This window comes from Acinetobacter sp. HA, assembly GCF_000264725.1.
GTDB lineage: Bacteria > Pseudomonadota > Gammaproteobacteria > Pseudomonadales > Moraxellaceae > Acinetobacter > Acinetobacter schindleri.
On sequence record NZ_AJXD01000016.1, the window covers coordinates 9,352 to 33,462 of the forward strand.

General features: G+C 45.1%; 14 protein-coding genes and 1 pseudogene. 8 read left to right on the top strand and 7 right to left on the bottom strand.

The window, feature by feature from the left end; all coding sequences use genetic code 11:
* Window positions 1-6 precede the first annotated feature (6 nt).
* The 5 genes from HADU_RS04215 to pnp all read left to right on the top strand — a co-directional run bounded on the left by HADU_RS04215 (window position 7) and on the right by pnp (window position 13,210).
* The gene (locus HADU_RS04215; RefSeq protein ID WP_008303888.1) at window positions 7-3,714 is read left to right on the top strand and encodes an exodeoxyribonuclease V subunit gamma; all 3,708 of its coding nucleotides are present in this window, start codon (window positions 7-9) and stop codon (window positions 3,712-3,714) included.
* Complete coding sequence (locus tag HADU_RS04220) at window positions 3,715-7,833, top strand: UvrD-helicase domain-containing protein (protein ID WP_004813488.1); 4,119 nt, start codon at window positions 3,715-3,717, stop codon at window positions 7,831-7,833.
* Between the two features lie 71 nt (window positions 7,834-7,904).
* Window positions 7,905-9,677: an exodeoxyribonuclease V subunit alpha gene (recD, locus tag HADU_RS04225; protein ID WP_004813486.1), complete on the top strand. Its 1,773-nt coding sequence runs from the start codon at window positions 7,905-7,907 to the stop codon at window positions 9,675-9,677.
* Between the two features lie 914 nt (window positions 9,678-10,591).
* Window positions 10,592-10,861, top strand: a complete 270-nt coding sequence (gene rpsO, locus HADU_RS04235) for a 30S ribosomal protein S15 (RefSeq protein ID WP_004637724.1) — start codon at window positions 10,592-10,594, stop codon at window positions 10,859-10,861.
* A 261-nt stretch (window positions 10,862-11,122) separates the two neighbouring features.
* A complete protein-coding gene (gene pnp, locus HADU_RS04240; RefSeq protein ID WP_171056640.1) occupies window positions 11,123-13,210 on the top strand; it encodes a polyribonucleotide nucleotidyltransferase in 2,088 nt (695 codons plus the stop codon).
* A gap of 446 nt (window positions 13,211-13,656) precedes the next feature.
* Here the strand turns inward: pnp and HADU_RS04245 are convergent, their stop codons facing one another.
* The 7 genes and pseudogenes from HADU_RS04245 to HADU_RS04275 form a co-directional block, all read right to left on the bottom strand.
* Complete coding sequence (locus tag HADU_RS04245; protein WP_008303905.1) at window positions 13,657-13,920, bottom strand: YdcH family protein; 264 nt, start codon at window positions 13,918-13,920, stop codon at window positions 13,657-13,659.
* 82 nt (window positions 13,921-14,002) lie between these two features.
* On the bottom strand, window positions 14,003-14,332 hold the full coding sequence (locus tag HADU_RS04250; RefSeq protein ID WP_008303908.1) for a chaperone modulator CbpM: 330 nt from the start codon (window positions 14,330-14,332) through the stop codon (window positions 14,003-14,005).
* Between the two features lie 506 nt (window positions 14,333-14,838).
* Window positions 14,839-15,300: a DUF2147 domain-containing protein gene (locus HADU_RS04255; protein ID WP_008303910.1), complete on the bottom strand. Its 462-nt coding sequence runs from the start codon at window positions 15,298-15,300 to the stop codon at window positions 14,839-14,841.
* A 196-nt stretch (window positions 15,301-15,496) separates the two neighbouring features.
* Window positions 15,497-15,961, bottom strand: a complete 465-nt coding sequence (locus tag HADU_RS04260; protein WP_008303913.1) for a DUF2147 domain-containing protein — start codon at window positions 15,959-15,961, stop codon at window positions 15,497-15,499.
* A 461-nt stretch (window positions 15,962-16,422) separates the two neighbouring features.
* Window positions 16,423-17,298: an Hsp33 family molecular chaperone HslO gene (gene hslO, locus HADU_RS04265; protein ID WP_004813475.1), complete on the bottom strand. Its 876-nt coding sequence runs from the start codon at window positions 17,296-17,298 to the stop codon at window positions 16,423-16,425.
* A 50-nt stretch (window positions 17,299-17,348) separates the two neighbouring features.
* A pseudogene (locus tag HADU_RS16060) lies at window positions 17,349-19,203 on the bottom strand (cation:proton antiporter).
* A gap of 41 nt (window positions 19,204-19,244) precedes the next feature.
* On the bottom strand, window positions 19,245-21,473 hold the full coding sequence (locus HADU_RS04275) for a primosomal protein N' (protein WP_008303915.1): 2,229 nt from the start codon (window positions 21,471-21,473) through the stop codon (window positions 19,245-19,247).
* 144 nt (window positions 21,474-21,617) lie between these two features.
* On the opposite strand from HADU_RS04275, the gene gspF reads away from it, so the two are divergent.
* From gspF to HADU_RS04290, 3 genes are all read left to right on the top strand, one after another.
* On the top strand, window positions 21,618-22,823 hold the full coding sequence (gene gspF, locus HADU_RS04280; protein WP_004813469.1) for a type II secretion system inner membrane protein GspF: 1,206 nt from the start codon (window positions 21,618-21,620) through the stop codon (window positions 22,821-22,823).
* 88 nt (window positions 22,824-22,911) lie between these two features.
* Window positions 22,912-23,379: a type II secretion system major pseudopilin GspG gene (gene gspG / locus HADU_RS04285; RefSeq protein WP_227499334.1), complete on the top strand. Its 468-nt coding sequence runs from the start codon at window positions 22,912-22,914 to the stop codon at window positions 23,377-23,379.
* A 284-nt stretch (window positions 23,380-23,663) separates the two neighbouring features.
* Window positions 23,664-23,999, top strand: coding sequence for a hypothetical protein (locus tag HADU_RS04290; RefSeq protein ID WP_004890469.1), 336 nt, complete (start codon window positions 23,664-23,666; stop codon window positions 23,997-23,999).
* Window positions 24,000-24,111 lie beyond the last annotated feature (112 nt).

The window sequence follows — 24,111 nt, forward strand, 5'->3', positions numbered from 1 at the left end:
GAATTCATGGCTATTCATGTTATTCAAAGTCAGAAAATTGATGTGCTTTTGGATAGCATGCTGCTGGTTACGAGTCAGCAGAAAAGAACTGCTTTTCAGGTGCTTGAGCCGCAGCATTTCATTGTGCCTTCGCCCGCAGTTGAAGCTTGGCTCACCCAGAAAATTGCCGAGAAAAAGGGCATCAGTGCCAATACACAATTTCACCACCGAATTCGTGCTTTTCAATGGACTTCTTATCAATGGGTGCTAAACAGCCAGAAAGAGCTGGAGCAAGTCCGTGAAGCCAATATTCCACGTATCATCATTAAATGGCGAGCCTTTCAGGCGCTGCGCAAGACCATTTTGGCAGATGAAATTCCACTCAAATCCCAGCATCCGCTGTATTCGATTGTAAAGCGGATTTATGACAGCGCTGACCGTCTGGAACAGCCGAATGAGCGCCTGCTCAAAAAACAAAGCATGCTGTACTGGGTCTGTGAACAGGTATCGCGCCTGTTTAGCCACTATATGGATTATCGCGGCTATTGCGCACGCAATTGTCCGCCGCAACAATGTAGTTGCCCGACCAACTGGCTGAACAACTGGGGACAGAATCTGCCTTTAGAAATAGAGCAGATGCTATATATCCCCAAAGATGAAAATGGTCAGGAAATTCCGGTAGCAGATTTCGTCAAAATTCAGGCACGGGAACTGGAAGCCTGGCAGCGCTGGCTGTGGCAGAACGTATTTCAGGATGACTATGCCAAAATCCTGGAAATTGAAAAGCTGTACTGGGAACGCATTGAAAATCCGGAAACCCGAGCGCAGGCTTTAAAGCAGCTGCCATCTCAGGTGGTGGTATTTAGCATGCTGGAATTGCCACCAGCTCAGCTGGATTTCTTGCGCCGTCTGGGTCAGTACATCGAGATTTATATTTTCCATTTTAACCCGTCACAGGAATACTGGGCGGATAGTGTCGATCCGAGCTGGAAGGCGCGCTATGACCTGGGTGTACAGGAACGCTTTATCCGCAAATACGAACAGTCGCGTGGAGCCAAGCCGAGTGATGAGGAAATTGCTGCATTCTGGAAAAAGTTCCAGCTGAACTTTAATGCTGAAGACCGTGAATCACGTCATCCTTTACTGACCCGTTTTGGTAAGCAGGCACGGGACCACTTCTCGTTATTATCCAAACTGTCTTCGGGTGAGGAAGGACATTGGGCGGATGCCTTTGTCGATGACTATCAGGACCATCTGCTGGCAAAAATCCAGTCGGATATTCTGTATCTGGTAGAACCGGAGCGGCATACTTATCCCTTGAAGCCGGACGATAGCTCGGTACAGATCCATGTCTGTCATTCTTCATTACGCCAACTGGAAGTACTGCGCGAACAAATCATTCACTGGCTGGCTCAGGGCACAAAAGAAGTACCGCGTCAGCCAAGTGATATCCTGGTATTGAGTCCAAACCTGAAAGAACTGGAACCGGCGATTCGTAGTGTCTTTGCCCCACCACCACGTGAACGAGAAGGCGGCCAGACCCGACTGCGCAAAAACAATATTTATCTGCCGATCCAGATATCCGGGGTATCTCGTCTGGATGTCAGCAATGCCTGGCGTGCCGTGCTGGGCCGCATACAGTTGATGCATCGCCGTTTTAGCATTGAAGATTTTGCCGACTGGCTGAGTTTAAGTGCGACCCAGCAGTACTATGCATTGGACTATGCACAAGTGGAACGCATCATCCAGCTGCTCAGTGATGCCGGCTTTAAGCGCGGCTTAGATCAGCAGCATTTACAGCAACAGTTATATGAAGGTGATGAAGATTACCGCTTTAGCTTCCGCTTTGCTCTGGATCGCTTGGTACTGGGCATGGCGGTGCCAGAACATCAGCTGTTTGAAGATACCCTCAGTTATGCCAAAGTACTCAGCAGTGATTTTCCGCTGATTGTTATCCTGATCCAGATCTATGAGGATTTCAATGAACGTCGCGGCTGGCTGAATGCGCATGAGCAGGGACAGCGTACACCGGTAAAAACCTGGCTGGAATATCTAAATCGGGACGTGAATGAATTCCGCAGCAATGGGGTTGAGTCATTAAAAACCGTAGCAGAAATCATTGAAAAGCAGATGCGTATGCTGACGCTAGCCGATTATCATGATCAGGATGATCCAAATGCGATTCAGGAACTGGTGGCATTGAGCTTACCATTGCCATATGTCTTGGAAGAAATCCAGAATAGTCTGGACATGCAACTGGATCAGGCCGAACCGACCGGACAAATTACCTTTAGCCAGATTGGCCAGATTCGCCCGCTGCCTTATAAGCTGGTGGTGATGCTGAATCTGGATACTGGCAAATTCCCGAGCCGAAATCAGCAGCTACCGTTTGACTTGATGAGCATTCTTAAGCCACAGCTCGGTGACCGCTCCCGTCTGGATGATGATCAGGGTGCATTTCTGGATGCCTTGCTGTTAGCACAGGAAAATCTGTGGCTGTTCTACAACGGCTTTGATGTGAATGATGGCGAAGTGCGTGATCCATCCACGTCACTGCAGGAATTGATCCAGCATATTGCCCTGATCTGCCAGTCCGAGCATCCAGATGCAGATGTCGATGTGATGACCGAGATGAATGGCTTGCCAGTCGCGGCGCATATCCAGCAGCTCTATCATGTGCATCCTTTACAGCCTTTTGATCCAGTTGGTTTTAGTACATTGCGTACTCCACGTTTTCAGGATCAGTGGCATGATGTGGCTTCTTTTCTTTGTAAGGCTGAAGGGCAGCGTCGCAGCTGGATTAATACCCATTGTCCGCCAGTACAGCAAGAACAGATTCGGATTCTGCATGGCGATGAATGGATTCGGGACATGATCTTCCCGGCACGTCTGTTCCTGAAAAGTGTTGGCATTTCTAGCGTGAAATATAAAGACTTGCCCGCGGTACAGGAACCATTATTGCTGGATAAATTGCAGCAATATCAGGTACGGGATTTTCTGCAGCAGCAGGAACAGGAAATAGATACCCGGTTGATGCTGGATCGTCTGCCAGTCGGAAAAACCCAGGAAGCAACCTGGCTGAGTACCCAGCAGGAACAGGAATTGCTGCAGCAGCGCTTACAGCAACTGGATAAACAGATTACTCGTACCACGCAGCAAAACTATCGTTATTCATCTGATCTGATGTTGCAGATTACTGTGCCGCAGCAGCCAAATGCATCGTACTGGCTGAGCATGCAGTCCGCTTCAGCCTCGGAGCGCCGTCGCGCGCATGTCTGGCTGGAATATCTGCTTTGGCTGGCCTATTTAAATGATGACAGTTATACCGCAGAGCTGGAACGAATTGTGCTGTTCAGTAATAAGACCGTAAAATTCTGCAAGGTGACATCTTCTCAGGCTAAAGAATATTTGACTCACTGGTTTAAGGCTTGGGAAGCAGGTCAGCAGCAACCGGTAGTGTTACCGGCTGAGCTCATTCTGAAAAAAGACTGGCAATGGGAAACCAATGAGCAGGGTCAAATGATTATTGGTGATCTGGATAAGCTTTTGGCGGCCTGGAACAACACTTATGAAAGTACCCGCCCACTGAGTTCGGATGAGTCCTGTGTATTGCATCAGGACTGGCAGTTCATTTTGCAGGATCAGGATCCAGAGCAGGCGTTGCAGCATAGTCTGCTAAAATTTGCCTATGACTTGTATGCTCCGATTCAACAACATTTAGAGTGGGTAAAATAAATGACCATGGCCCCTCAACAGCAGCATAAAATTTCAACCAATCCAATTCAGGACATGGCCTTTACTGGTCTGCACTGGATCGAGGCTTCTGCAGGAACCGGCAAAACCTATACCCTGTCCAGCCTGATGGTACGGATTTTTCTGGATAAATACTATCCACATCAGGTCATTGCGACCACATTTACCCGTAAGGCAACAGCTGAACTGAAAAGCCGGGTACGCGCACGTGTGGAAGAAACTTTGCGTTATATCCAGCGCTATCAGCATCTTAATTCGGTAGAAATGGCCCAGCAGATCGAGCAGGAATCCGATCCGTTGTTGCAGAAAGTGCTGCAAGATTATGGCAGTCGTATGGACTACGCTCGCCGTCGTCTGGGATTGGTACTAAACCAACTGGATGAACTGTTTGTCGGCACGCTGGACAGTTTTAGCCAGAAGCTGCTGCGTGAATTTGCCTTTGAAAGTGGTCGGATTGAACGTGCTGAACTGACTGAAGATCAGGACCTGTATATTCAGCAGCTGATTCATGATGTACTACGGGAATGGATCCAGCAGCAGCCGCAGTATGTCATTAACCAGATGTATTTACAGAACCAGCTCAAATCCCCTGAGCACTATGTGGGACTGGTACGTGATGCACTCAATTTTAGCGCCAATCACTTCCAGTCAGTCCGCCAGGTAGAATGGGATTTGGGTGAACTGGATGCCTGTATTGAGCAGCTGGTCAATATCAGTCCGGCAGAGCTGCTCAAGATGCAGACTTACTGCACCGAAACCCCAAAACATTTTCATAAAAACTTTCATGCAAAACTGTCGGAAATCTGCAGCAATTTTTCTGATTGGACGGTACAGCTGAGTGAACAGAAGGGTATGTGCTTCTTTGATCCTGAGCTGTGCAAGCTGGTGCTGAAGTTATGTTATCTGCTGCGTAATAAAACTGATTTTCAGCCAGGCAAGCAGCGTTTTACCAAAAGCTGTAGCGAAGAAGAGCAGCAGTATTTCCTCAGCCATCCGCTGATCTGTACCATCGAAGCACTGTGCAATGTGAAACAGGCACTGGATGAGAAATTCAAACAGCTCACGGCTTATCTGGAATATCACCTGATTCGCAGCGTGCAGCATCGTCTGCCGCAGACTTTACAGAAGCAGGGAGAGACTACCTTCTCGCAACAGATCCGTACCCTGACTGAAGCCTTGCAAGGTGAGCAGGGGCGCCGTTTTGCCCAGTTTGTGCAGTCTCGTTATCCCTTAATTCTGGTAGATGAATTTCAGGACACTAACCAGGATCAGGACGATCTGCTGGCACGAATCTGGCGGGATGCTGCGCGGGTACAGCTCGGCTGTATGATCATGGTCGGTGATCCAAAACAGGCAATTTATGGTTTCCGTGGCGGCGACATGCTGACCTATAACAAGGCACATGCTGATGTCCGTTTAAAGCAGGGCTATGAATATACTCTGACCCAGAACCACCGCTCGGTCAAAGCTTTGGTGGAAGTGGTTGATGCCCTGTTTCAGCGGCAGATGGATTTTGGTGAAAGCGTTAATTATAGTTTGATTCAAGCCGGTAGTCGTCCCCATCCGGACCTGATTGATTCCGCACAAGCTAATCCTTATCCATTACGCTGGATGCAGCTGGGTGAGCAGGAGCATGAAGCCGATCAGGTGGCCTGGAAAATCCGCGAATTACTGAACCAAGCTGCACAGCAACAACTATATTTCCAGCAGCAGGACAGTTCTGTTCCTCTAACTGAGGATGATATTGCTGTACTGTCCTTTGGACATTATGCGCTGGAACAGGTCAAGCAGCGTCTGCAACGCATGGGGATTGCCTGTTATAAGGAATCAAAACAGAGTGTCTTTGCCAGCAACGTGGCACAGGATGTCGCCGCGGTGCTGACCGCGATCATGGACCCGTTTAATGAGGCCAAGGTTCGTCGTGCTTTAATGACCCGTCTGCTCGGCTTTGACCTGAAAAAGCTGCTGGAGCTGCAACAGCAGCCAGTTGGCCTAAGTACTTTTATTGCCGATTTTGAGGTGATCCGGGAAATGTGGTTCGACAAGGGCTTCCTGAGTGCTTGGAACTATACCCTGAACCTGTTTGACGTCTGGACTAATCTGGTATCGAGCAAGAGCATTGATAATGAGCGGGTTGTGGTTAATCTGCGTCATCTGACCGAAATCCTGTCGCAGCAAAGCGAATATTATCAGGGTGCACAGAAGCTATATCACTGGTATCTGCGCCAGTTACAGTCTCCTTCTGGCAAAGACAGTGAAAAAGAGCGCAAGCTCTCCGGTGACCGTGGCGTACAGTTGCTGACAATTCATGCCTCCAAAGGTCTTGAATTCAAAATCGTATTCCTGATGGGCGCTGATGCGCCGTTTGACGTCAACAAAGGTAACCTTAACTTCTCGCTGGCCGGTCATGAGCAGGACGATATTCTGAATCAGTCACGAGTGATTGCGGTAAATCGTGAGGATCTGCATGAGCAGGCACAGCTGCAGAATGCCGCACGGAATGCCGCAGAGAATCACCGTCTCTGGTATGTGGCGCTAACGCGTGCCAGCCATCGGGTTTACGCCATGCTACAGGATCAGAGTGGTCAATCAGATTCGTGTCTGGCCTACTGGCGTGGGCAGGGCGAGCAGGTCTTCCAGCACCCGCTCAGCTGTATGGAAAATACCTTAACAGCAGCACCACCGCGTATTGCGGTAGAACAGATGCAAACAGCACTGGAATTAGTTGCTCATCCTTTACCGGAACAGCAGTTCTATCCACGGACCAAAACCAGCTTCACCGCTTTATCGAGACATCAGCTGCATGTAACCGTACTGCAAGATGATCTGGTCAGTCTATATGAACACCCAGAAAGTGCTGCCGATGAAATCCATCTGCAGACAGAAGCAGAAGTGCTGCAACAGCCATTGGACTGGATCAAGCTGAATTTTCCTAAAGGTACTGTGGCCGGAACTTTCTTGCACAGTATTTTCGAGCATCTGGATTTTCAGGATAGCAGTTACTGGAATCTGGAAATCCGCCGTCGTTTCAAGAATACCGCGCCACATATCTGGATGGAATTGAAAGACCGGTTCCAGCAGGATTTTCAGATTCTAGAGCTACTGCAGCAGGCCTTCCAGCAGTATTATCTGCAGGCCACGATTAACCTGAATACTCTGTTTAAACGGGTAGCCAGTAATGCCAGCTTAAAAGCAGGAGCGCTAGCTGAGGCTATTTTGCATGTTATGGCCAGCGTCAACTACAAACTGTTGACCGGTATCCGCTTGCATGACCAAAGTGTTGCCTATCGCCATACATGGCACAGCTTTTTCCAGCAGCCATCTTTAGATGTCACTCATTTTCTACAGTTTATGACGCAGTTTGAGCGTTATTTTCTGGAACTGGATGATGATGCCTTTATTCAGCAGTTTGAGCAGGAAATGGGGCAGCTGCCTAAAGCAAGCACGCATGAAAATTTTGATGTGACTGGACTAATGCAGCAGTCAGCGGATCTATTCTTTGAAGAATTATCCGAAGATATTCTGCTGAATCTAATGCATGATTGGGTCGGGGAAATCCTGAACACACCGATTCAGAGCGAGTTTCGTTTAAGCCAGCTGGATCAGCACAGCTTTTTGTCGGAATTCCCGTTTTATCTGGCTTTGAATGATGCCCCGTTACAGATTCGCCAGATTCAGCAGCTGTTTGCGGATTATGGCCTGATCATGCCGGACTTTAATGAGGCCAAATCGGCACGTTACCTGACCGGGGCAATTGACCTGGTATATTTTGATGGTCAGCGCTATCACATCGCTGATTATAAGAGTAACTATCTCAGTGCCAATCAGCAGGATTATCTGCCGGAAGCAATTCATGACAGCATGACGCATTCCAGTTACTGGTTGCAGGCTGCCCTGTATCTGGTCGCCATGCACCGCTATTTAAGCGCTAATTTGCAGGGTTATGACATCCGGCAGCATCTGGGTGGAGCGACCTATTTGTATCTGCGTGGCATGAATGGGCAGGCCGGACAGGGGCTATATCACTGGCAGCCTGAAGTTGAATTTATCCAAAAATTGGATCATATTCTGGGCTATTATGCGGTGAATAAGTCAGCATAAAATGGCGAAACTAAGAAATATATACAATAGAAACAGAAAATTATCCTGTGGATAAGTTTGAGGATAACTGTGTGGAAAATGAGCAAAATCACATATCACAGCTGGCTTCGCCATTGATGTCCTGGATCGAGCATATATGTCAGCCGCCATTCAGTTCAGCTAACTTTGGCGATGAGGCCAAGCTGCTCATGCATGCCGTACTGGAAGCCATGCAAAATGGTAACAGCTGTATTGACGCTGCAGAGGATCAAGTCGCCTTGCTGCACAATCTAGTGCGCCGTGGTGAGTCTGATCAGCATGCGATTGCACCCTTTATTTTTCAAGACCAGCAGTTGTACCTGTACCGTTACTGGAAAATGGAACAAGCAATCGCTGCGCATGTGGTTCGCATCAAATCCCAGCAGTTAAAAGCTGTTCAGTTGAATGGCTATCATCGCAGCCTGCTTGCTGATCCGCAACAGCAGAAAGCGCTGGAAATGGTGGCCAGTCAAGGTTTAAGTATCATTACGGGTGGCCCGGGAACCGGGAAAACCTATACGCTGGCACATATTATTGCGGTGCTGAATGAAAGTTTGCCGGATATCCGGATTGCCATGGCAGCACCAACCGGCAAAGCGGCACAGCGTATGAAGGAAGCGTTGCAGAATGCCTTGAGCAGTCCGGCACTGGCCCAGTTTGACTTGGAAACCTTAAAACAGTTACAACCTGTGACCTTACACCGACTCTTGGGTCTGGGAATAACTGCACAGCCAAGATTCCACGCCCGACAGCCACTACCTTATGAGGTGATTGTGGTCGATGAAGCCTCTATGCTTGATTTGAGCCTGGCACAGATGCTGCTGGCAGCGGTGCCAGATGGGGCGCGTTTGATTCTACTGGGCGATGCGAATCAGCTGGCTTCTGTCGATGTTGGCACCGTATTGGCTGATTTGCAGCAGGTTCCGGCCCTGGCCAATAACCGGATCAATCTGATGAAAACTCGACGGTTTAGTGAAGGTGCACGGATTGGTGCATTGGCACATTTTATTCAGAAAGCACATCCTGATCAGGATCTGTTAACCGAATTTGAACAGCAAGTGGTAACTGCATCCGAGCTGCAGACCATTGATCTGGAGCAGATTGAAATTGACCATCTACAGCTGCAATACCTGCCGGAAAATGTATTGCTCAATGATGCTCAACCTTATTATGACCAGCTGATGTATGGTTATCAGGGCTATGTACAGGCTCTCAAAACAGGGGGAGGCAGTCAAGATTTTAATAGGTTTGTAGAGCAGATTATCCGTCATTTTGATGATTACCGTATCCTGACGGCAATCCGCCATGGGGTTTTGGGTCTGACCCGACTTAATCAGCAGATTGAACAGCGCCTGCTCACTGCAACCGGGCAGATCAAGCAGGGCGACTGGTATATCGGTCGTCCGGTGATGATGACCTATAACGATTACCAGCTGGGACTATCGAATGGGGATATTGGGATCTGTTTCCTGCGGGAGCATCTTGGACAGCGCCAGTTTGAAGTCTATTTTCCGAGTCTGGAAAAATGGGTTTTAGCAACGCGCTTGCCCAAAAGTATTGAAACTGCCTTTGCTCTAACCATTCACAAATCCCAAGGTTCAGAGTTTAGGCACACTGCAGTCGTACTGGACCATAAAGCCAGTAACCTGTTAAGTAAGGAATTGATTTACACAGCGATTACACGTGCAAAAAAAGCCGTCACATTATTGGTAGACCGCGAAGCATTTATACAATCGTTAAGCCTGAAAACTACCCGTCGTAGTGGCTTAAGCAGAAAAATCATTGAACAGTGTCATAACTTTTCAGGTGATAGTGAAACTGATTAATGTAAGCATATGCTTACAGCGATTCGGGAGATTTGCGGATAGAGCTTCACTGCCCTTTTTGAGAAGATGGGCCCTACAAAGAACTCAACAAGGAAAGTTGAGTATAATCGCATAATTATTATAAGAAAGTCGTGAGACAGCGAACTTACATTGATGTAGGTGAAAAAAGAGGAAACTTACAGCCGCTAAGCCTTGTAGTTTTGGGAGAGACTACAAGGCTTTTTTATATCTTGAGTTTATGGAAAGGTAGCATAATTTTATAAATTATTTAATTTATCTAAATCATCCATGTAAGATAAACAAGATGGGTTAAAAATGAGATTTGTGTAATATTAATCACAATTTAGGTTAATTAATGTAAGAAAATACTTACATATAGATACGAAAAACGCGTCTATGAGTAGCCCGGCTTTGTGGCAGAATCTACTACACAGGGATGTTGCAGTAAGAGCATGGAAAGTTTTTATTAACAATAATAACTATAAAGCGCGATGCAGCGTAATAAAAACAATAAATAATAAAAAAATAATGAAAAAGAAGAAACTACAGCGCACAAGAAGCCCGAGTCCTCTCGGGCTTTTTTTTATAGCTAAATAAAATTACCCATGTATCTAGCTAATGAGGCGAAAGATCAGCTGTTCTATATTTGTCTGAAATAATTAAGGCGTTTTTCATAATTTTTCGTTCAATCTCTAACCCAGTTCAACAAGCTTTATTTTGCAGATAAATGATATGCTTCCAGTGAATTGAGTGGATTTCTTTAAATCTATCTATCGTCGCATGATCTATTTTTGCAATCTAACGTAATTTCCCTTAAAATATGCAACTTGCTGTAGTGATGCACGGCAGTCAATGTTCTGAATTCTCATTACTTTGATTTTTATCAAAATATATAAGCATCTCGGAGAAATCGAATGGCTTTAACAAACGCAGATCGCGCAGAGATCATCGCTAAATTCGCTCGCGCTGAAAACGACACTGGTTCACCAGAAGTTCAAGTAGCTCTTTTAACTGCTCAAATCAATGACTTACAAGGTCACTTCAAAGAGCATAAACACGACCACCATAGCCGTCGCGGTCTAATCCGTATGGTTAACCAACGTCGTAAGCTTCTTGACTACCTAAATGGTAAAGACCACGGTCGTTATGTTGCTTTGATCGGTGCTTTAGGTTTACGTCGTTAATTCGATTTAAGCTTTATTTTCGGGTTTATTGCATGCATTGTGCTTTACAGCTGAAAACTAAAGTCAGCTTGGCTTTTTAGTCAGGCCTAGGAAGGGGCGAATGTTTCGCTCCTTCTTTGTGTTTAAAATTAGTGTTTCTTTCTGGTGAGGTCGGCTTCTAAGCTTTGTCATTTACTCGTTCAAAAGGACGTGAATGCCAAACCTTAGGGGTCTCCACTAGAATAATTGTTCACAAGAACTAGGAAAAAATAAAACATGTCGATGTTTAATATTGTTCGTAAAGAATTCCAGTTTGGTCAGCACCAGGTAGTTCTTGAAACTGGTCGTGTTGCACGCCAGGCCAATACTGTTGTGATTACTATGGGCGGCGTAACCGTACTGGTCGCTGTTGTTGCTCAACCGACTGCTAAAGCGGGTCAAGACTTCTTCCCGTTAACCGTAAACTATCAAGAAAAGCAATATGCTGCAGGCCGTATCCCGGGTGGTTATGGTAAACGTGAAGGCCGTGCGTCTGAAGCTGAAACTTTAATTTCACGTCTGATTGACCGTCCAATCCGTCCATTATTCCCAGAAGGTTATTACAATGAGATCCAGGTGACTGCGACTGTAATTTCTTCTGACAAGACTATGGAAGCTGACATCGCTGCGATGTTAGGTACTTCTGCTGCACTTGCGATTGCGGGTACACCATTCCGTGGTCCAATCGGTGGCGCACGTGTTGGTTTGATCAACGGTGAATATGTTCTTAACCCGAACTATGAGCAAATGGCTCAGTCTGACCTTGACCTAGTGGTTGCAGGTACAGAATCTGCGGTATTGATGGTTGAATCTGAAGCGAAAGAACTTTCAGAAGACCAGATGCTGGGCGCTGTATTGTTCGGTCATGACGAAATGCAAATCGCGATTCAAGCAATTAAAGAATTTGCTGCTGCAGCTGGCGCGAAAGAATCAACTTGGGTTGCTCCAACTAAAAACGAAGATCTTCAGGCAAAACTGAAAGAAGCGTTTGAAGCGAAAATCTCTGAAGCGTACACCATTGCAATTAAGCAAGACCGTTATGCGGCACTTGATGCAATTCAAGCTGAAGCAGTTGCTCAATTCGTTCCTGAAAATGACGAAACTGGTATTGCAGATGACTTGAACGAATTGTTTGAAGATCTGAAATACCGCACAGTACGTGACAATATCTTGTCTGGTAAGCCACGTATCGACGGTCGTGACACGAAAACAGTTCGTGCACTTGACGTACAAGTTGGCGTGTTAGACCGTGCACATGGTTCAGCATTGTTTACACGTGGTGAAACTCAGGCGTTGGTAACAACAACTTTAGGTAACACACGTGATGCCTTGATGGTTGATACATTGTCAGGTACTAAAACTGACAACTTCATGCTTCACTACAACTTCCCTGCATACTCTGTAGGTGAAACTGGTCGTGAATCTGGTCCTAAACGTCGTGAAATCGGTCATGGTCGTTTGGCACGTCGTGGTGTACAAGCTGTTCTTCCAGCAGCTGACCGCTTCCCGTATGTAATCCGCATTGTATCTGATATCACTGAATCGAACGGTTCATCTTCAATGGCTTCTGTATGTGGTGCTTCTTTGTCACTTATGGATGCAGGTGTACCAATTAAAGCACCAGTGGCTGGTATCGCGATGGGTCTTGTGAAAGAAGGCGAACGTTTCGCAGTTCTTTCTGACATCTTGGGTGACGAAGATCACCTTGGTGATATGGACTTTAAAGTAGCCGGTTCTGCAAATGGTATTACTGCACTTCAGATGGATATCAAAATCGAAGGTATCACTGAAGAAATCATGGAAGTTGCTTTGAACCAGGCGTATGCAGGTCGTATGCACATCCTGAATGCAATGAACCAGGTGATTTCACGTGCTCGTCCAGAAATTTCTATGCACGCACCGACTTTCCAGGTAATTACCATTAATCCTGACAAAATCCGTGACGTCATTGGTAAAGGTGGTGCGACTATTCGTCAAATCACTGAAGAAACTAAAGCTGCGATTGATATTGAAGACAATGGTACAGTACGCGTATTTGGTGAAACTAAAGCTGCTGCACAAGCTGCGATTGCAAAAATCCAGGCGCTGACTGCTGAAGTTGAACCAGGTACGATCTATACAGGTAAAGTGATTCGTATCGTTGAATTCGGTGCGTTCGTTAATATCCTGCCAGGTACTGACGGTCTGCTACATATTTCTCAAATTTCTAACGAACGTATTGCCAATGTTGCAGACGTATTGAAAGAAGGTCAGGAAGTGAAAGTACAAGTTGCTGATGTTGACAACCGTGGCCGTATCAAATTGACAATGAAAGACATTGAACAAGCTTAATTGTGAGATGACTTTTAAAGTCTGAAAAAAGCCTGCTTTATGCAGGCTTTTTTACATCTGAAGTTTATAAAATCAAAAAATAACGGCTGATTTAAGTGAGATAAATCCGTTAGATCCAGTCAATATTTGAATTACATTGCTTGCGATGATGTTGCTGGAGGATTATGTCTTGATCATATTTTTAGATTTTATTTTGATCAGAGCACTGGCAGCAAATTAAAGTTAATTGAATTTGCTGCCAGTGCAGATGTGATCTAAACAATACCGAATTGATTATTTCGCTTATGAACAAAACATCATCCACTAAATTATTTAGACCACCTTAGGTTTCTGGCATTTTTATAGAGGCAGGAAGTAGGATGCCAATCATTCTCCTGCTTATGCTTAAAATCACTTTTGGATTCTTATAACATGAGTTGCCTGCTTTTAGTCTTAACTATCCTGAATCAGGTCAAAGGATCTGCCTCTGAATTCTTGAGTAGTCTGTAAATCTCATCTTTTAGCTTTAATTTTTTTCGCTTGATTGCTTCGATGTCTGTATTAACAAGATTTACCGGGTCTAATGCCAGCTGTGCAATCTGTCGATCCAATTCATCATGTTCCTCAAAAATACGGGCGAAATACGGATTTTCATCCCGGAGCTGGGTAATAAGGTCGCGATATTCGGGGAACATGTACTTTAATTTTTTATTGCAATCTCTGGTTTTCATAATCAGTTATAAACTCAAAAAAATAATGTAAGAATCCCCGAACTATCTCAGTTTCAGCCGAGACAGACCAGGGAGGGGGAGGTTATTTGAAGTGCAGATGCTTCACTTCACGACGTAGCTGTTGAACTTCATCAATCAGATCCAGCATCATGGCGACAGCACTAAAAGATGCATCAAAATCACGTTGTAAGCGGTATGCCCGTTGTGCTCGGGTAACATCTTCACCAATGAAATGATAGGAAGTGTTACGACTACGGTTAGGTAAAATGCCATGTTCCATCAGCTGCATTACCCATTCCGGGCTTTGCCCGCATGCTTCTGCAAAATGGCTGAGATCAAATTGATGGTCATCCATGATTTCTGAGGGGATAAAACCCTGAGAAAAATTTTCTTTATATTGAATGGTGGTCATGGCCTGCTCCTTAAATATCCAGACTAAAGTCATTGCTGTGAATCAGATCGGGGGCATATGGTAATAGATAGGATTGGAGATAATGCCTGAGATCAGATTTCCCATGATTCAATATATGCGTGGCAGTCGTGCAAAAACTGCTGGAGGTACAAAACCTGCTTAAATTTAAGTTAGGCAAGTGATGAGCTAAAAGTGGCTGATATCTGCCACGCAATAGCAACTGTTTTGCCGAACATTGGTCAAAAATAGTTTCAGATGCATCACCATATTGCTTATTTTTATTTTTGAACATCCCTGTGCCGTGACCCGCTTTTAATAGAGAGTCAGGTAATCGTTGGAGCATAGAGGTATATGATCTGAACATAGTAAATGGATAAAAAATAACCGTGTTCGATCCATTATTCTGAGTTTTAGTGCACTACAACAGTGAAGATTTGTACCTTATTGTTTCAAATCATGACAATAAAAAAGCCTCCGAGTAGAGGCTTTTTAAAATACTAACTAAATTAGTGTTTTATCCAAGTTACGCTGCGTCCAATTACGGAAACGCCTACATAACCACGTAGAGTTAAGCGTTTACCATTAGCGTTCAAACGTGCTTTACCTTTATAGATCTTGCCCCCAATTGGATCCAAGACTTGACCATTGATGTATTCATTTGGCTTATTTGGATTTTGTTTAAAATTCCAAATAAAAGGTAAGCCAATGAACGGTTTACCTTTGAGCTTGCCAGGGCAGTTATGGCAAATAACTTGTTTTTCGGCACCTGGTAGACTCCGGGTTTCGACAATAATCCCTTCATAGGTGCCATCAGGTTTTTTGCGGATTTCGACATCTGCACGTGAATAGCCACTTTGGTCATCTACAGTCTTCCATATTCCAATCAATGGATCTACATTGGCTAAACTGCATACTGATACGGTTGCTAAAGAAATCCCCATACATAAAGCGCTTACTAATTGTTTCATATCCATCCTAGGAAATTATCGTTAGTTTTAAAAATAGATTTATTGCTCTAATTTATAAATAATAACTTTATAAATCAATTTATTATTTTGTGATGAAAGTTGTTTTAATACGGTTTAAATGAACAAAGAATCATGTTTTATCGAAAATGTTTGAAGCTTGTCCAAGTCATATCGCATAACTTGGACAACGCAATTTTCAATTTTTGATCCAGGTCATATTACGCCCGACTGGAAATCCTTCAGTTCGGCTATGAATTGCCAAATGTCGGCCATTATTTTTCAGACATGCACGTGCCTGATATAGTTTTCCCGAGATGGGGTCGAGCAGGGTGCCATTAATAAATTCATTAGTCTTTTCTGGATGACTGCTCAGACCCTTAAGCATGGTCAGTCCAACCAGAGGCTGATCTTTGAGAGAGCCAGTGCATTGGGTACAGTTTTGTTGTGGAACCGCCCTCGGAACCTCACGTACATTTACAATTTTGGCCATATAGCGATCTTTAGCATCCTTGCTGATGATGACATCTACCAGAGAATAACCGGTACGGTCATCAATGGTTTTCCATTGTCCAAGCAGTGGATCATTGTTGGCAGATACTGACAGGCTAATCATGCTTGCTGCTGCAACAATCATGGAACAGAACAGTTTAAATTTCATCATCACACATTCCCCAAGTATTAAAAATGCTTCTAAAATCTTAAAGGCATAAAAATATTATGGAATTAATATAGCGTGAAAAATCTACTAATTACCAGTGAATAATCAAATATCTCCAAGAAAAATTAAAACCTAAATTGATGAAAAATCACATTAATCGAGAAATGTGGGACGTGATGAGTATTTGATGGATTAGCACATTAAAAAGGGAAAGAGGCTGAAAGCTGGTTAAATAATTAGCTCAGACAGCTTTGGAAGTCAGGGTTAATTAATAGGGGATTGAGTTTATATTCATTAAGAATAGAGTGGGGCCAAGTATTGGTATTTCCATATAGCCGTGTAGAGCTGAAGGATATGGTAAGTTTGAAATTAAAAATATTTATTCTTCATGGAAAAGAAAACTCTGGATTTATAAAAATAAAAGCACTCCTATTGAGTGCTTTTATTAACAAAGATACCTGTAATTAACTAAGGTGCTCACCGAATAGACCTAAAGCTTCTTCAGCAGTAAAGGTGTATTGGCTGTTACAGAACTGACAATCCATTTCAATTGGATTCTGGAATTCTAAAGTTTCACGAACGGATTCAACCCCGATCTGTTGCAAGGCAATGGCACAGCGTTCTTTAGAACAGGTACAACCGAATTTCAGCTGTTCTGCTTCAGGCAAACGAACTTGTTCTTCGTTATATAAACGATAGAGGATTTCATTGGTATCCAGGCTAACCAGTTCTTCTGCTTTCAAGGTTTCAGTCAACATGGTCACTCGTGGCCACAAATCTTCATCCACATAGCGTTGTTCTTCTTCACTATTACGTGGTAGAAGCTGGATCAGCAGACCACCTGAACGCTTCTGGTCACTTGCCAGCACAATACGGGTTGGAATCTGTGCAGACAGATCATAGTACTGCATCAGACAGCCCGCCAGATTATGTTTATCCAATGGTACGATACCTTGGTAACGCTCACCGACTTCAGGCTCAATATTGATAAACAGTACAGGACTGATCAGGGCTTTTAGAACGGTACTGCTGTCTTCTGCCACCTGAAAACGGGGATCTTCCTCATAATCAGCCAACGCACGCACTTCACCACGATGGTTACATTCCGCCATCGCCCATTTAAACGTGCCAGTAGCCTGAATCTGCAGACTGATGCGTCCCTTGATTTTTAACGTACTTGCCAATAGGGCAGTCGCACTGAGCATCTCGCCCAAAAGGATTTGTACGGCAGGAGCATAGTCGCGCTGCGCTAAAATTGTTTGTAAAGCTTCTTGAAGATGCACTACTTCACCACGAACAGGGCTATCCTCAATAAAAAAGCGTTGGCGTAAATCAGACATAAAATTCTCCATAACCCTGCTTTAATGGTGACACTATTGTAAAACACAAGTTATGACAGATCATCTGTTATGGTATCAATTCCTGTGCCGTTGACATTCTGTTGCTTCTGTATTGGATTTATTACACTTTTACGATGTTGATCCTGTTCGAACAGGTAGCTTAACTCCGCCATGCTGCTGTGCTGTTGAGCATATAATGACTCAGAACCAGATTCCGCCTGCTGTTCTGCTTTTAATACAGTTTCATCATACTGACGGAACTGTAGAATTGTCTGCTCAGCGAGTTCTACAGATTGATGGGTTGCTGCCAGTAATGACTGTGTCAGTGCTAAAGCAGAAAGATAAGTTTCACGGAAAACATTTTCTACACCCAGTTCATGCAGCAAATGTGCATGATGGCGATCACGCGCGCGTACCCACAATTTCAGATCCGGGTAATTCCAGCACAAATGACGTACGACCAGCAAAGAATCCTCAATATCATCAATCGCGACAATCACCTGATCTTTGGAAGCAATATCTGCCCGTTGTAGCGCCGTGGTTTCAGTTGCATCTGCCTGAAAGAAAGGAATAGCTTGATCTTTGAGTAGGTCACTTGCTTCAACCGTATTGTCCATCACACTAAAGCTCAGACCTTGCTGATGAAGTACACGCGCTACGATTTGCCCAAAGCGACCAAAACCAATCAGTAAAATCGGTGTAGTGGCTAAAGGCTCTACCTGGGTATCAAAGTCTGCGACCAGATGATGTGAGCGATTTAATCGCGGTAAGATTTGTTGATCGAGCAACCAATAGAGCACTGGTGTTATTAACATGGATAGCGCCAACATACATAGCAGTGGCGATAACAAGCTGATATCTAAGATGGTATGGGTAACTGCAATAGTGAGTAATACAAAGGAAAACTCACCGCCCTGGGCTAGGCTAACTGCGGTTAAGGTGCTGGTACGCCAGCTATTTTGATAATAACGGGCAATTGTCAGACTGAGCACAAATTTACTCAATATGATCAGCACGGCGCCACCAATGATCAGTCCAGGCATCTGCAAGACATCACTTAGCTGAATCGCCAGGCCAATACTGATAAAACACAAACCGATCAATATGCCATGAAAAGGCTGAATGGCATTTTTCGACGTGTGGTCTGAAATCGGAATCTGCCAGCAGAATTCCGGCAAATAAGGCTCCTAAATATAGTGTTAGTCCCAGTGTCTGCATCAGTACCAACAAGCCGAGGATTACAAAAAATGCCACCAGGGCATGCAGGTCATGGCTGCTGCTTCTGGCAATCCAGCGATACAGGGGTTGCATCAAATAGCGGTTACACAGGAACAGTCCGGTAAAGGTTGCCATAATGGCAGCAAAATAAGCCACGCCATGTTCAGTCGAACTTACTCCGGAAAATAGTGGAATAATGGCAATTAGTGGAATCAGCAACAGGGCTTGAATTAATAAACTGATATAACTGAGCTGACCATGGGAAGTCGCGAGCTGCTCCTGTCGCATCAGATGTTGAATACTCAGTGTCATCGCAGACAGGCTGCCAGCCAGCCCAATGACGACACTGGTGATGAGACTTTGCTGTAAAAAAATGGCAGAACATAAACTCAGAATGGCGCCTGACCCCAAGACCAGTGCAGCAGTTGAGATCCAGGCAGAATGAGGCATCTGGATGAAGCGTTGTGGCCGTAGTTGTAAACCCGCCCAGAACAGCAGAGATAGGATACTGATTTGCATTAGCATCGAACGAAGTTGGGGATCAGTAACGAGATTCAGTGTTTCAGAACCGAGCACAAGGCCTGTCAATAAATAACCCAGCACTGCTGGCAGTTTCAAATAGCGGGTGATTGGCACAATCAGCAATGCTGCCACCAGAATTAATGTAATTTGCAACAGTATCGACATGTTCAACCTTAAATCTTATTTCCGTATTGCAGCTTGCAGGACTAGCTCAGTTCTTGTGGATCGACATCCAGGCTTAACTTCATTGAGGAAGGTTTGTCTTGCAGCATGGCTTGCCACCATGCCCTGACATAATAGTGCAAACGTGGACGGTCTGCAGACAGTAGTACCATATGTGATTGGTAACGGCCCGCCTTGCGTTCCATTGGTGCTGGAATAGGTCCCCAGATCTCCAGTTGCAGGTCCTGATACTGCCTTAAGAAGGCAGCATGTTTCTGTAAGAACTCTGTATTTAATGCCTGATCACGTGATTCGCAACGGATCATCACTGCATAGCGATAGGGTGGCATGCGGGCAATCTGACGCTGCTCTAAGGTCTGTTTGGCAAAAGCCCGGTAGTTATCTGTCACCAAGGTATTTAGCAAAGCATGATCAGGACGTAAGGTCTGTAGATAGACATCACCTTTATGCTCGCCACGACCGGCACGACCAGCCACCTGTACAATCAGTTGGGCAGTACGTTCGGTGGCACGGAAGTCCACACTGAGCAGACCAGAATCAATATCTAAAATAGCGACCAGTGTGACATAGGGGAAATGGTGACCTTTGGCCAGCATTTGCGTACCGAGCAAAATCGCCGGTTCGCTTTTCTGAATCTTGTCATAGATTTTCTGCCAGCTACCGACCCGACTGGTAGAATCACGATCTACCCGAATGACTTCATGATCGGGAAAGAGTTCATTCAATTGCTCTTCGACCTTGCCGGTTCCCATGCCGAGTGTTTTGAGTTCAGTATGATTGCAGCTTGGACAATGATCCGGCATACGGTGCAGGGTGCCACAATGGTGACAATGCAAATGTTGATATGGCTGATGGTGTACAGTGAAATTGGCATCACAGTTTGGACACTGTGCCTGCCAGCCACAGCTGTCACAAATCAAAACGGGTGCATAACCACGGCGGTTCAGGAACACCAGTACCTGTTCTTTTTTTTCCAGACGTTTGCGTATCTCCTGAATCAGATGCAGGCTGATGCCATGTTGTTTCTGTGCCACCTTTAAATCTAAAATATGAATCTTTGGCATTAAGGCTGTACCAGCACGCTGGTTGAGTTCCAGTACCTGCATTTTGCCATTGGCAACCAGTGCATAGGTATCGATGCTGGGTGTGGCAGAGCCCAGAAGCACCGGACATTGCTGCAAATGCCCGCGATAAAGCGCAACATCTCGGGCATGATAACGGAAGCCTTCCTGCTGTTTAAAAGACAGATCATGTTCCTCATCCAGGATGATCAATCCTAGATTGGGCATCGGGGTATAAATGGCAGAACGGGTACCCAACACAATCGAGGCTTTACCGGTTTCTGCAGCTTGCCAGGCTTGCAGACGTTTCGAGTCATTTAAACCAGAATGTAACAAGGCAATATGACAATGGAAACGTGACTGGAACCGGCTAATGGTTTGTGGCGTTAGGCCAATTTCCGGTACCAGCACTAAAACCTGTTTTCCCTGTTTCAGCACCTTTTCCATGATCTGCAAATAAACTTCAGTCTTGCCGCTGCCGGTCAGACCATCCAGTAAAAAGGCCTGATATTTATTTTTAAATTTCAGTACCTGTTGAATGGCATGCTGCTGTTCCGGATTGGCTGTAAGCGGCATTTGTGCCAGTTGAACAGGCTGCGGGCTGAAATCCTGGGGTTCCAGCACACATTCACAAATTCCTTTTTTCTCTAAAGCTTTTAGGGTAGCTGTCTCGATCCCTGCCAGGTTCAGTACAGTTTCAGTGGTACCGACTGGATGCAATTTTAAAATTTTATAGGCTTCCTGCTGACGCTCGGAACGGCCCACCTTGGCTTCTGCCTGGTCATCTAACAGTTTCCAGTTCCGGGCCAGCAGGTTATAGGGCTTACCCTGACGTAATAAGGTTGGTAAGGCACTTTGCACCACTTCACCAATCGGGAACTGGTAATACTGCGCTGACCAGTTCAGCAGATTCAGTACCTTGTCATCAATGAGCGCCCGGTCATCCAGTAATTCAGTAATCTCTTTAAGTTTAAAACTGGAATCTAGCGGAGTGTCTGGCGGTAGCTTTTCCATAATGACCCCAACCAGATTCTGCCGGCCGAAAGACACTGCCACGCGCGCACCAACTTCAGCCTGCTGATATTGTGCCGCACTTAAACTGTAATCAAAACAGTCAAACAGATGAACAGGAACAGCAACACGAACACGATAAACTGAAGGAGTTGAGGCTGGGTGATCTGAGATGGGCAAGTGAGACATCCTGATGAATTTTCGTCGTGCTAAAAAGGCAGTTGTGTTAGAGTGAGCAGATATTTTATATCTAAGAATATGAATGATTTTGATGGTCTGACGCAACTGCGTTGGGGCAAATTTTTGGAAAATTAGAGCATTACAATGCCAGCATATCAATTTATCGCGCTTGATGCTTCGGGTAAGCAGCAAAAAGGCGTACTGGAAGGGGACTCTGCACGTCAGATCCGTCAGCAACTTCGGGACAAAGCCTTGATTCCGGTGTCTGTTGATCCAGTCGAGCAAAAGGACAAGCATTACCGGCCGCGCTGGTTTGAAAAAAGCCTTACAGCTTATGACCTGGCACTGATGACCCGGCAACTCTCTGTTCTGGTTGCCGCCGGTATTCCGCTGGAAGAAGCCATTCGCGCCGTCGGTAAACAAAGCGAAAAGGTGCATGTACAGAACCTGCTGATGTCGGTGCGTTCCAAGGTGCTGGAAGGGCATAGTCTGGCACAGGGCTTGCAGCAATCCGGCCGCTTTCCGGAACTGTATATTGCAACCATTGCTGCCGGTGAACGTTCCGGACATCTGGACCTGATTATGGACCAGCTGGCGGACTATACCGAAAACCGCTTTGCCATGCAGAAAAAAATTCAGGGTGCAATGATTTACCCGATCATTCTGCTGCTGATGTCCTTTGCCATTGTGATGGGACTGATGACCTATGTCGTTCCAGACATTGTCAAAACCTTTGACCAGAGCAAAGATGCTTTGCCATGGATCACGGTCGCGTTGATGAAAGCCAGTGACTTTATCCGGATGGCTTGGCCTTTCATGTTGGCTGGTAGTGCCGTTGCTATTTTCCTGCTGGTGCGTTTTCTACGCACCACCGCAGGACATTATGCTTTTGACCGCCTGACCTTGAAATTACCGCTATTTGGCAAACTATCACGTGGGATTAATGCGGCACGCTTTGCCAGTACCCTGTCCATTTTGACCCGTTCTGGGGTACCGCTGGTCGATGCCTTAAAGATTGGTGCGGCGGTCAGCAATAACTGGGTCATTCGTGATGCCGTTAATCTGGCAGCAGAAAAGGTGACTGAAGGCGGTAACTTGGCGACCCAGCTGGAGCGTAGTGGTTATTTCCCACCGATGATGGTACAAATGATTCGAAGTGGTGAAGCTTCCGGTGAACTGGACCGGATGCTGGACCGGGCATCGACCATGCAGGACCGTGAAGTGACTACACTGATTTCGACGTTACTGGCTTTGCTGGAACCTCTTATGCTGGTGCTGATGGCAAGTATTGTATTAGTAATCGTAATTGCGGTGATGCTGCCAATTGTGAATATGAATAATATGATTTAAATAAAGTGTGGGTAGAATTCCAATTATAAGCCCAAACAGATTTTCAAAATTAAGCAATGAGAGACATGGAGTGAAAAGGACTGAGATGATGAATGAACAGCCAGATTCTTTAAAAACAGGCTCAGGTATGACGCGTATCAAACATGCTTCGGGTTTTACCCTGATCGAAGTAATGGTCGTGATTGTGATCCTGGGCGTATTGGCTGCACTGATCGTACCTAACGTGATGGGCCGTGGTGAGAAGGCAAAAGTTGATACTACAGTGATCAAACTGCAAAGCGTGGCCGGGTCTCTGGACCAGTACAAGCTGGATAATGGTAAGTATCCAAGTATGCAGGAAGGTGGTTTAGATGCTTTAGTCAACAAACCTGCATCTGCAAAAAACTGGTTACCGGGTGGCTATGTCAAAGGCGGTTATCCGAAAGACAGTTGGGATAATGAATTGCAATATGTCATTCCTGGTACGGATGGACGTTCATTTGACCTTTATTCATTTGGTGCTGATGGCCAGTCTGGCGGTGAAGGCACAGATGCGGATATTTATTATCAGCCTTAATTGAGAATCATTATAAATTTCTTCTTTATGGAATATATCACTTCATTTAATTGGGTATCTCAATACTAAGTGAAGTGATAATAACTCTTAATACATAAATATAATCTAAATACATGAATTTAAAATTAATTTTATAATCCATTCTATTTGATAGTCATAATAAGAAGTATTCCCATGTTTATCGATTACAATTATCGTAAAATATGAATAAATATAGACTTTTCATTTCCATAAAAAAGCTCATAATGATTTCTATGGCACAAATTCGGCCAAAGGAGATGGGTATGAAAGCATTAATTATAAGAGATGAAATAAATCAGTTTCATTGGACAATGCTGAAATCTGTCTTTTTGGTTCTAAGCATTCTTCCGGTGAGCCAAGCAGTTTTGCATTTGTGGCAAAGCACGGAAGGTAGCAGCCAGATCATGGTAGGTTTCTTTGCACTGAGTCTGATGAGCAGCTTGTTAGCTTTGTGCTTCTGGTCGGCATTAAAAGCCAGCGTCATGGAGGTGAAACAGGAAGAAATTTCATCCTTTGAGCGTGGCGTGGTTCAGCTCTACCGTTTTCTGCCGATGCTATCATTGGCCAGTATGATGTCCTATCTTGCTGTACAGATTTAATTATCTTTCCAATAAAAAAAACCGGGGCATAAGCCTCGGTTTTATTTTTAAAATATTGCATAAAACTTCCTCTCCCTCTGGGAGATGAAAAGCACTGCTTTGCAAGAGAAGA

Bases quoted from the DNA above. Each gene is read 5' to 3' on its own strand.
- HADU_RS04215 (WP_008303888.1), top strand. From the start codon at position 7: ATGGCTATTCATGTTATTCAAAGTCAGAAAATTGATGTGCTTTTGGAT.
- HADU_RS04220 (WP_004813488.1), top strand. From the start codon at position 3,715: ATGACCATGGCCCCTCAACAGCAGCATAAAATTTCAACCAATCCAATT.
- rpsO (WP_004637724.1), top strand. From the start codon at position 10,592: ATGGCTTTAACAAACGCAGATCGCGCAGAGATCATCGCTAAATTCGCT.
- pnp (WP_171056640.1), top strand. From the start codon at position 11,123: ATGTTTAATATTGTTCGTAAAGAATTCCAGTTTGGTCAGCACCAGGTA.
- HADU_RS04245 (WP_008303905.1), bottom strand. From the start codon at position 13,920: ATGAAAACCAGAGATTGCAATAAAAAATTAAAGTACATGTTCCCCGAA.
- HADU_RS04250 (WP_008303908.1), bottom strand. From the start codon at position 14,332: ATGACCACCATTCAATATAAAGAAAATTTTTCTCAGGGTTTTATCCCC.
- HADU_RS04255 (WP_008303910.1), bottom strand. From the start codon at position 15,300: ATGAAACAATTAGTAAGCGCTTTATGTATGGGGATTTCTTTAGCAACC.
- HADU_RS04260 (WP_008303913.1), bottom strand. From the start codon at position 15,961: ATGATGAAATTTAAACTGTTCTGTTCCATGATTGTTGCAGCAGCAAGC.
- hslO (WP_004813475.1), bottom strand. From the start codon at position 17,298: ATGTCTGATTTACGCCAACGCTTTTTTATTGAGGATAGCCCTGTTCGT.
- gspF (WP_004813469.1), top strand. From the start codon at position 21,618: ATGCCAGCATATCAATTTATCGCGCTTGATGCTTCGGGTAAGCAGCAA.
- gspG (WP_227499334.1), top strand. From the start codon at position 22,912: ATGAATGAACAGCCAGATTCTTTAAAAACAGGCTCAGGTATGACGCGT.
- HADU_RS04290 (WP_004890469.1), top strand. From the start codon at position 23,664: ATGAAAGCATTAATTATAAGAGATGAAATAAATCAGTTTCATTGGACA.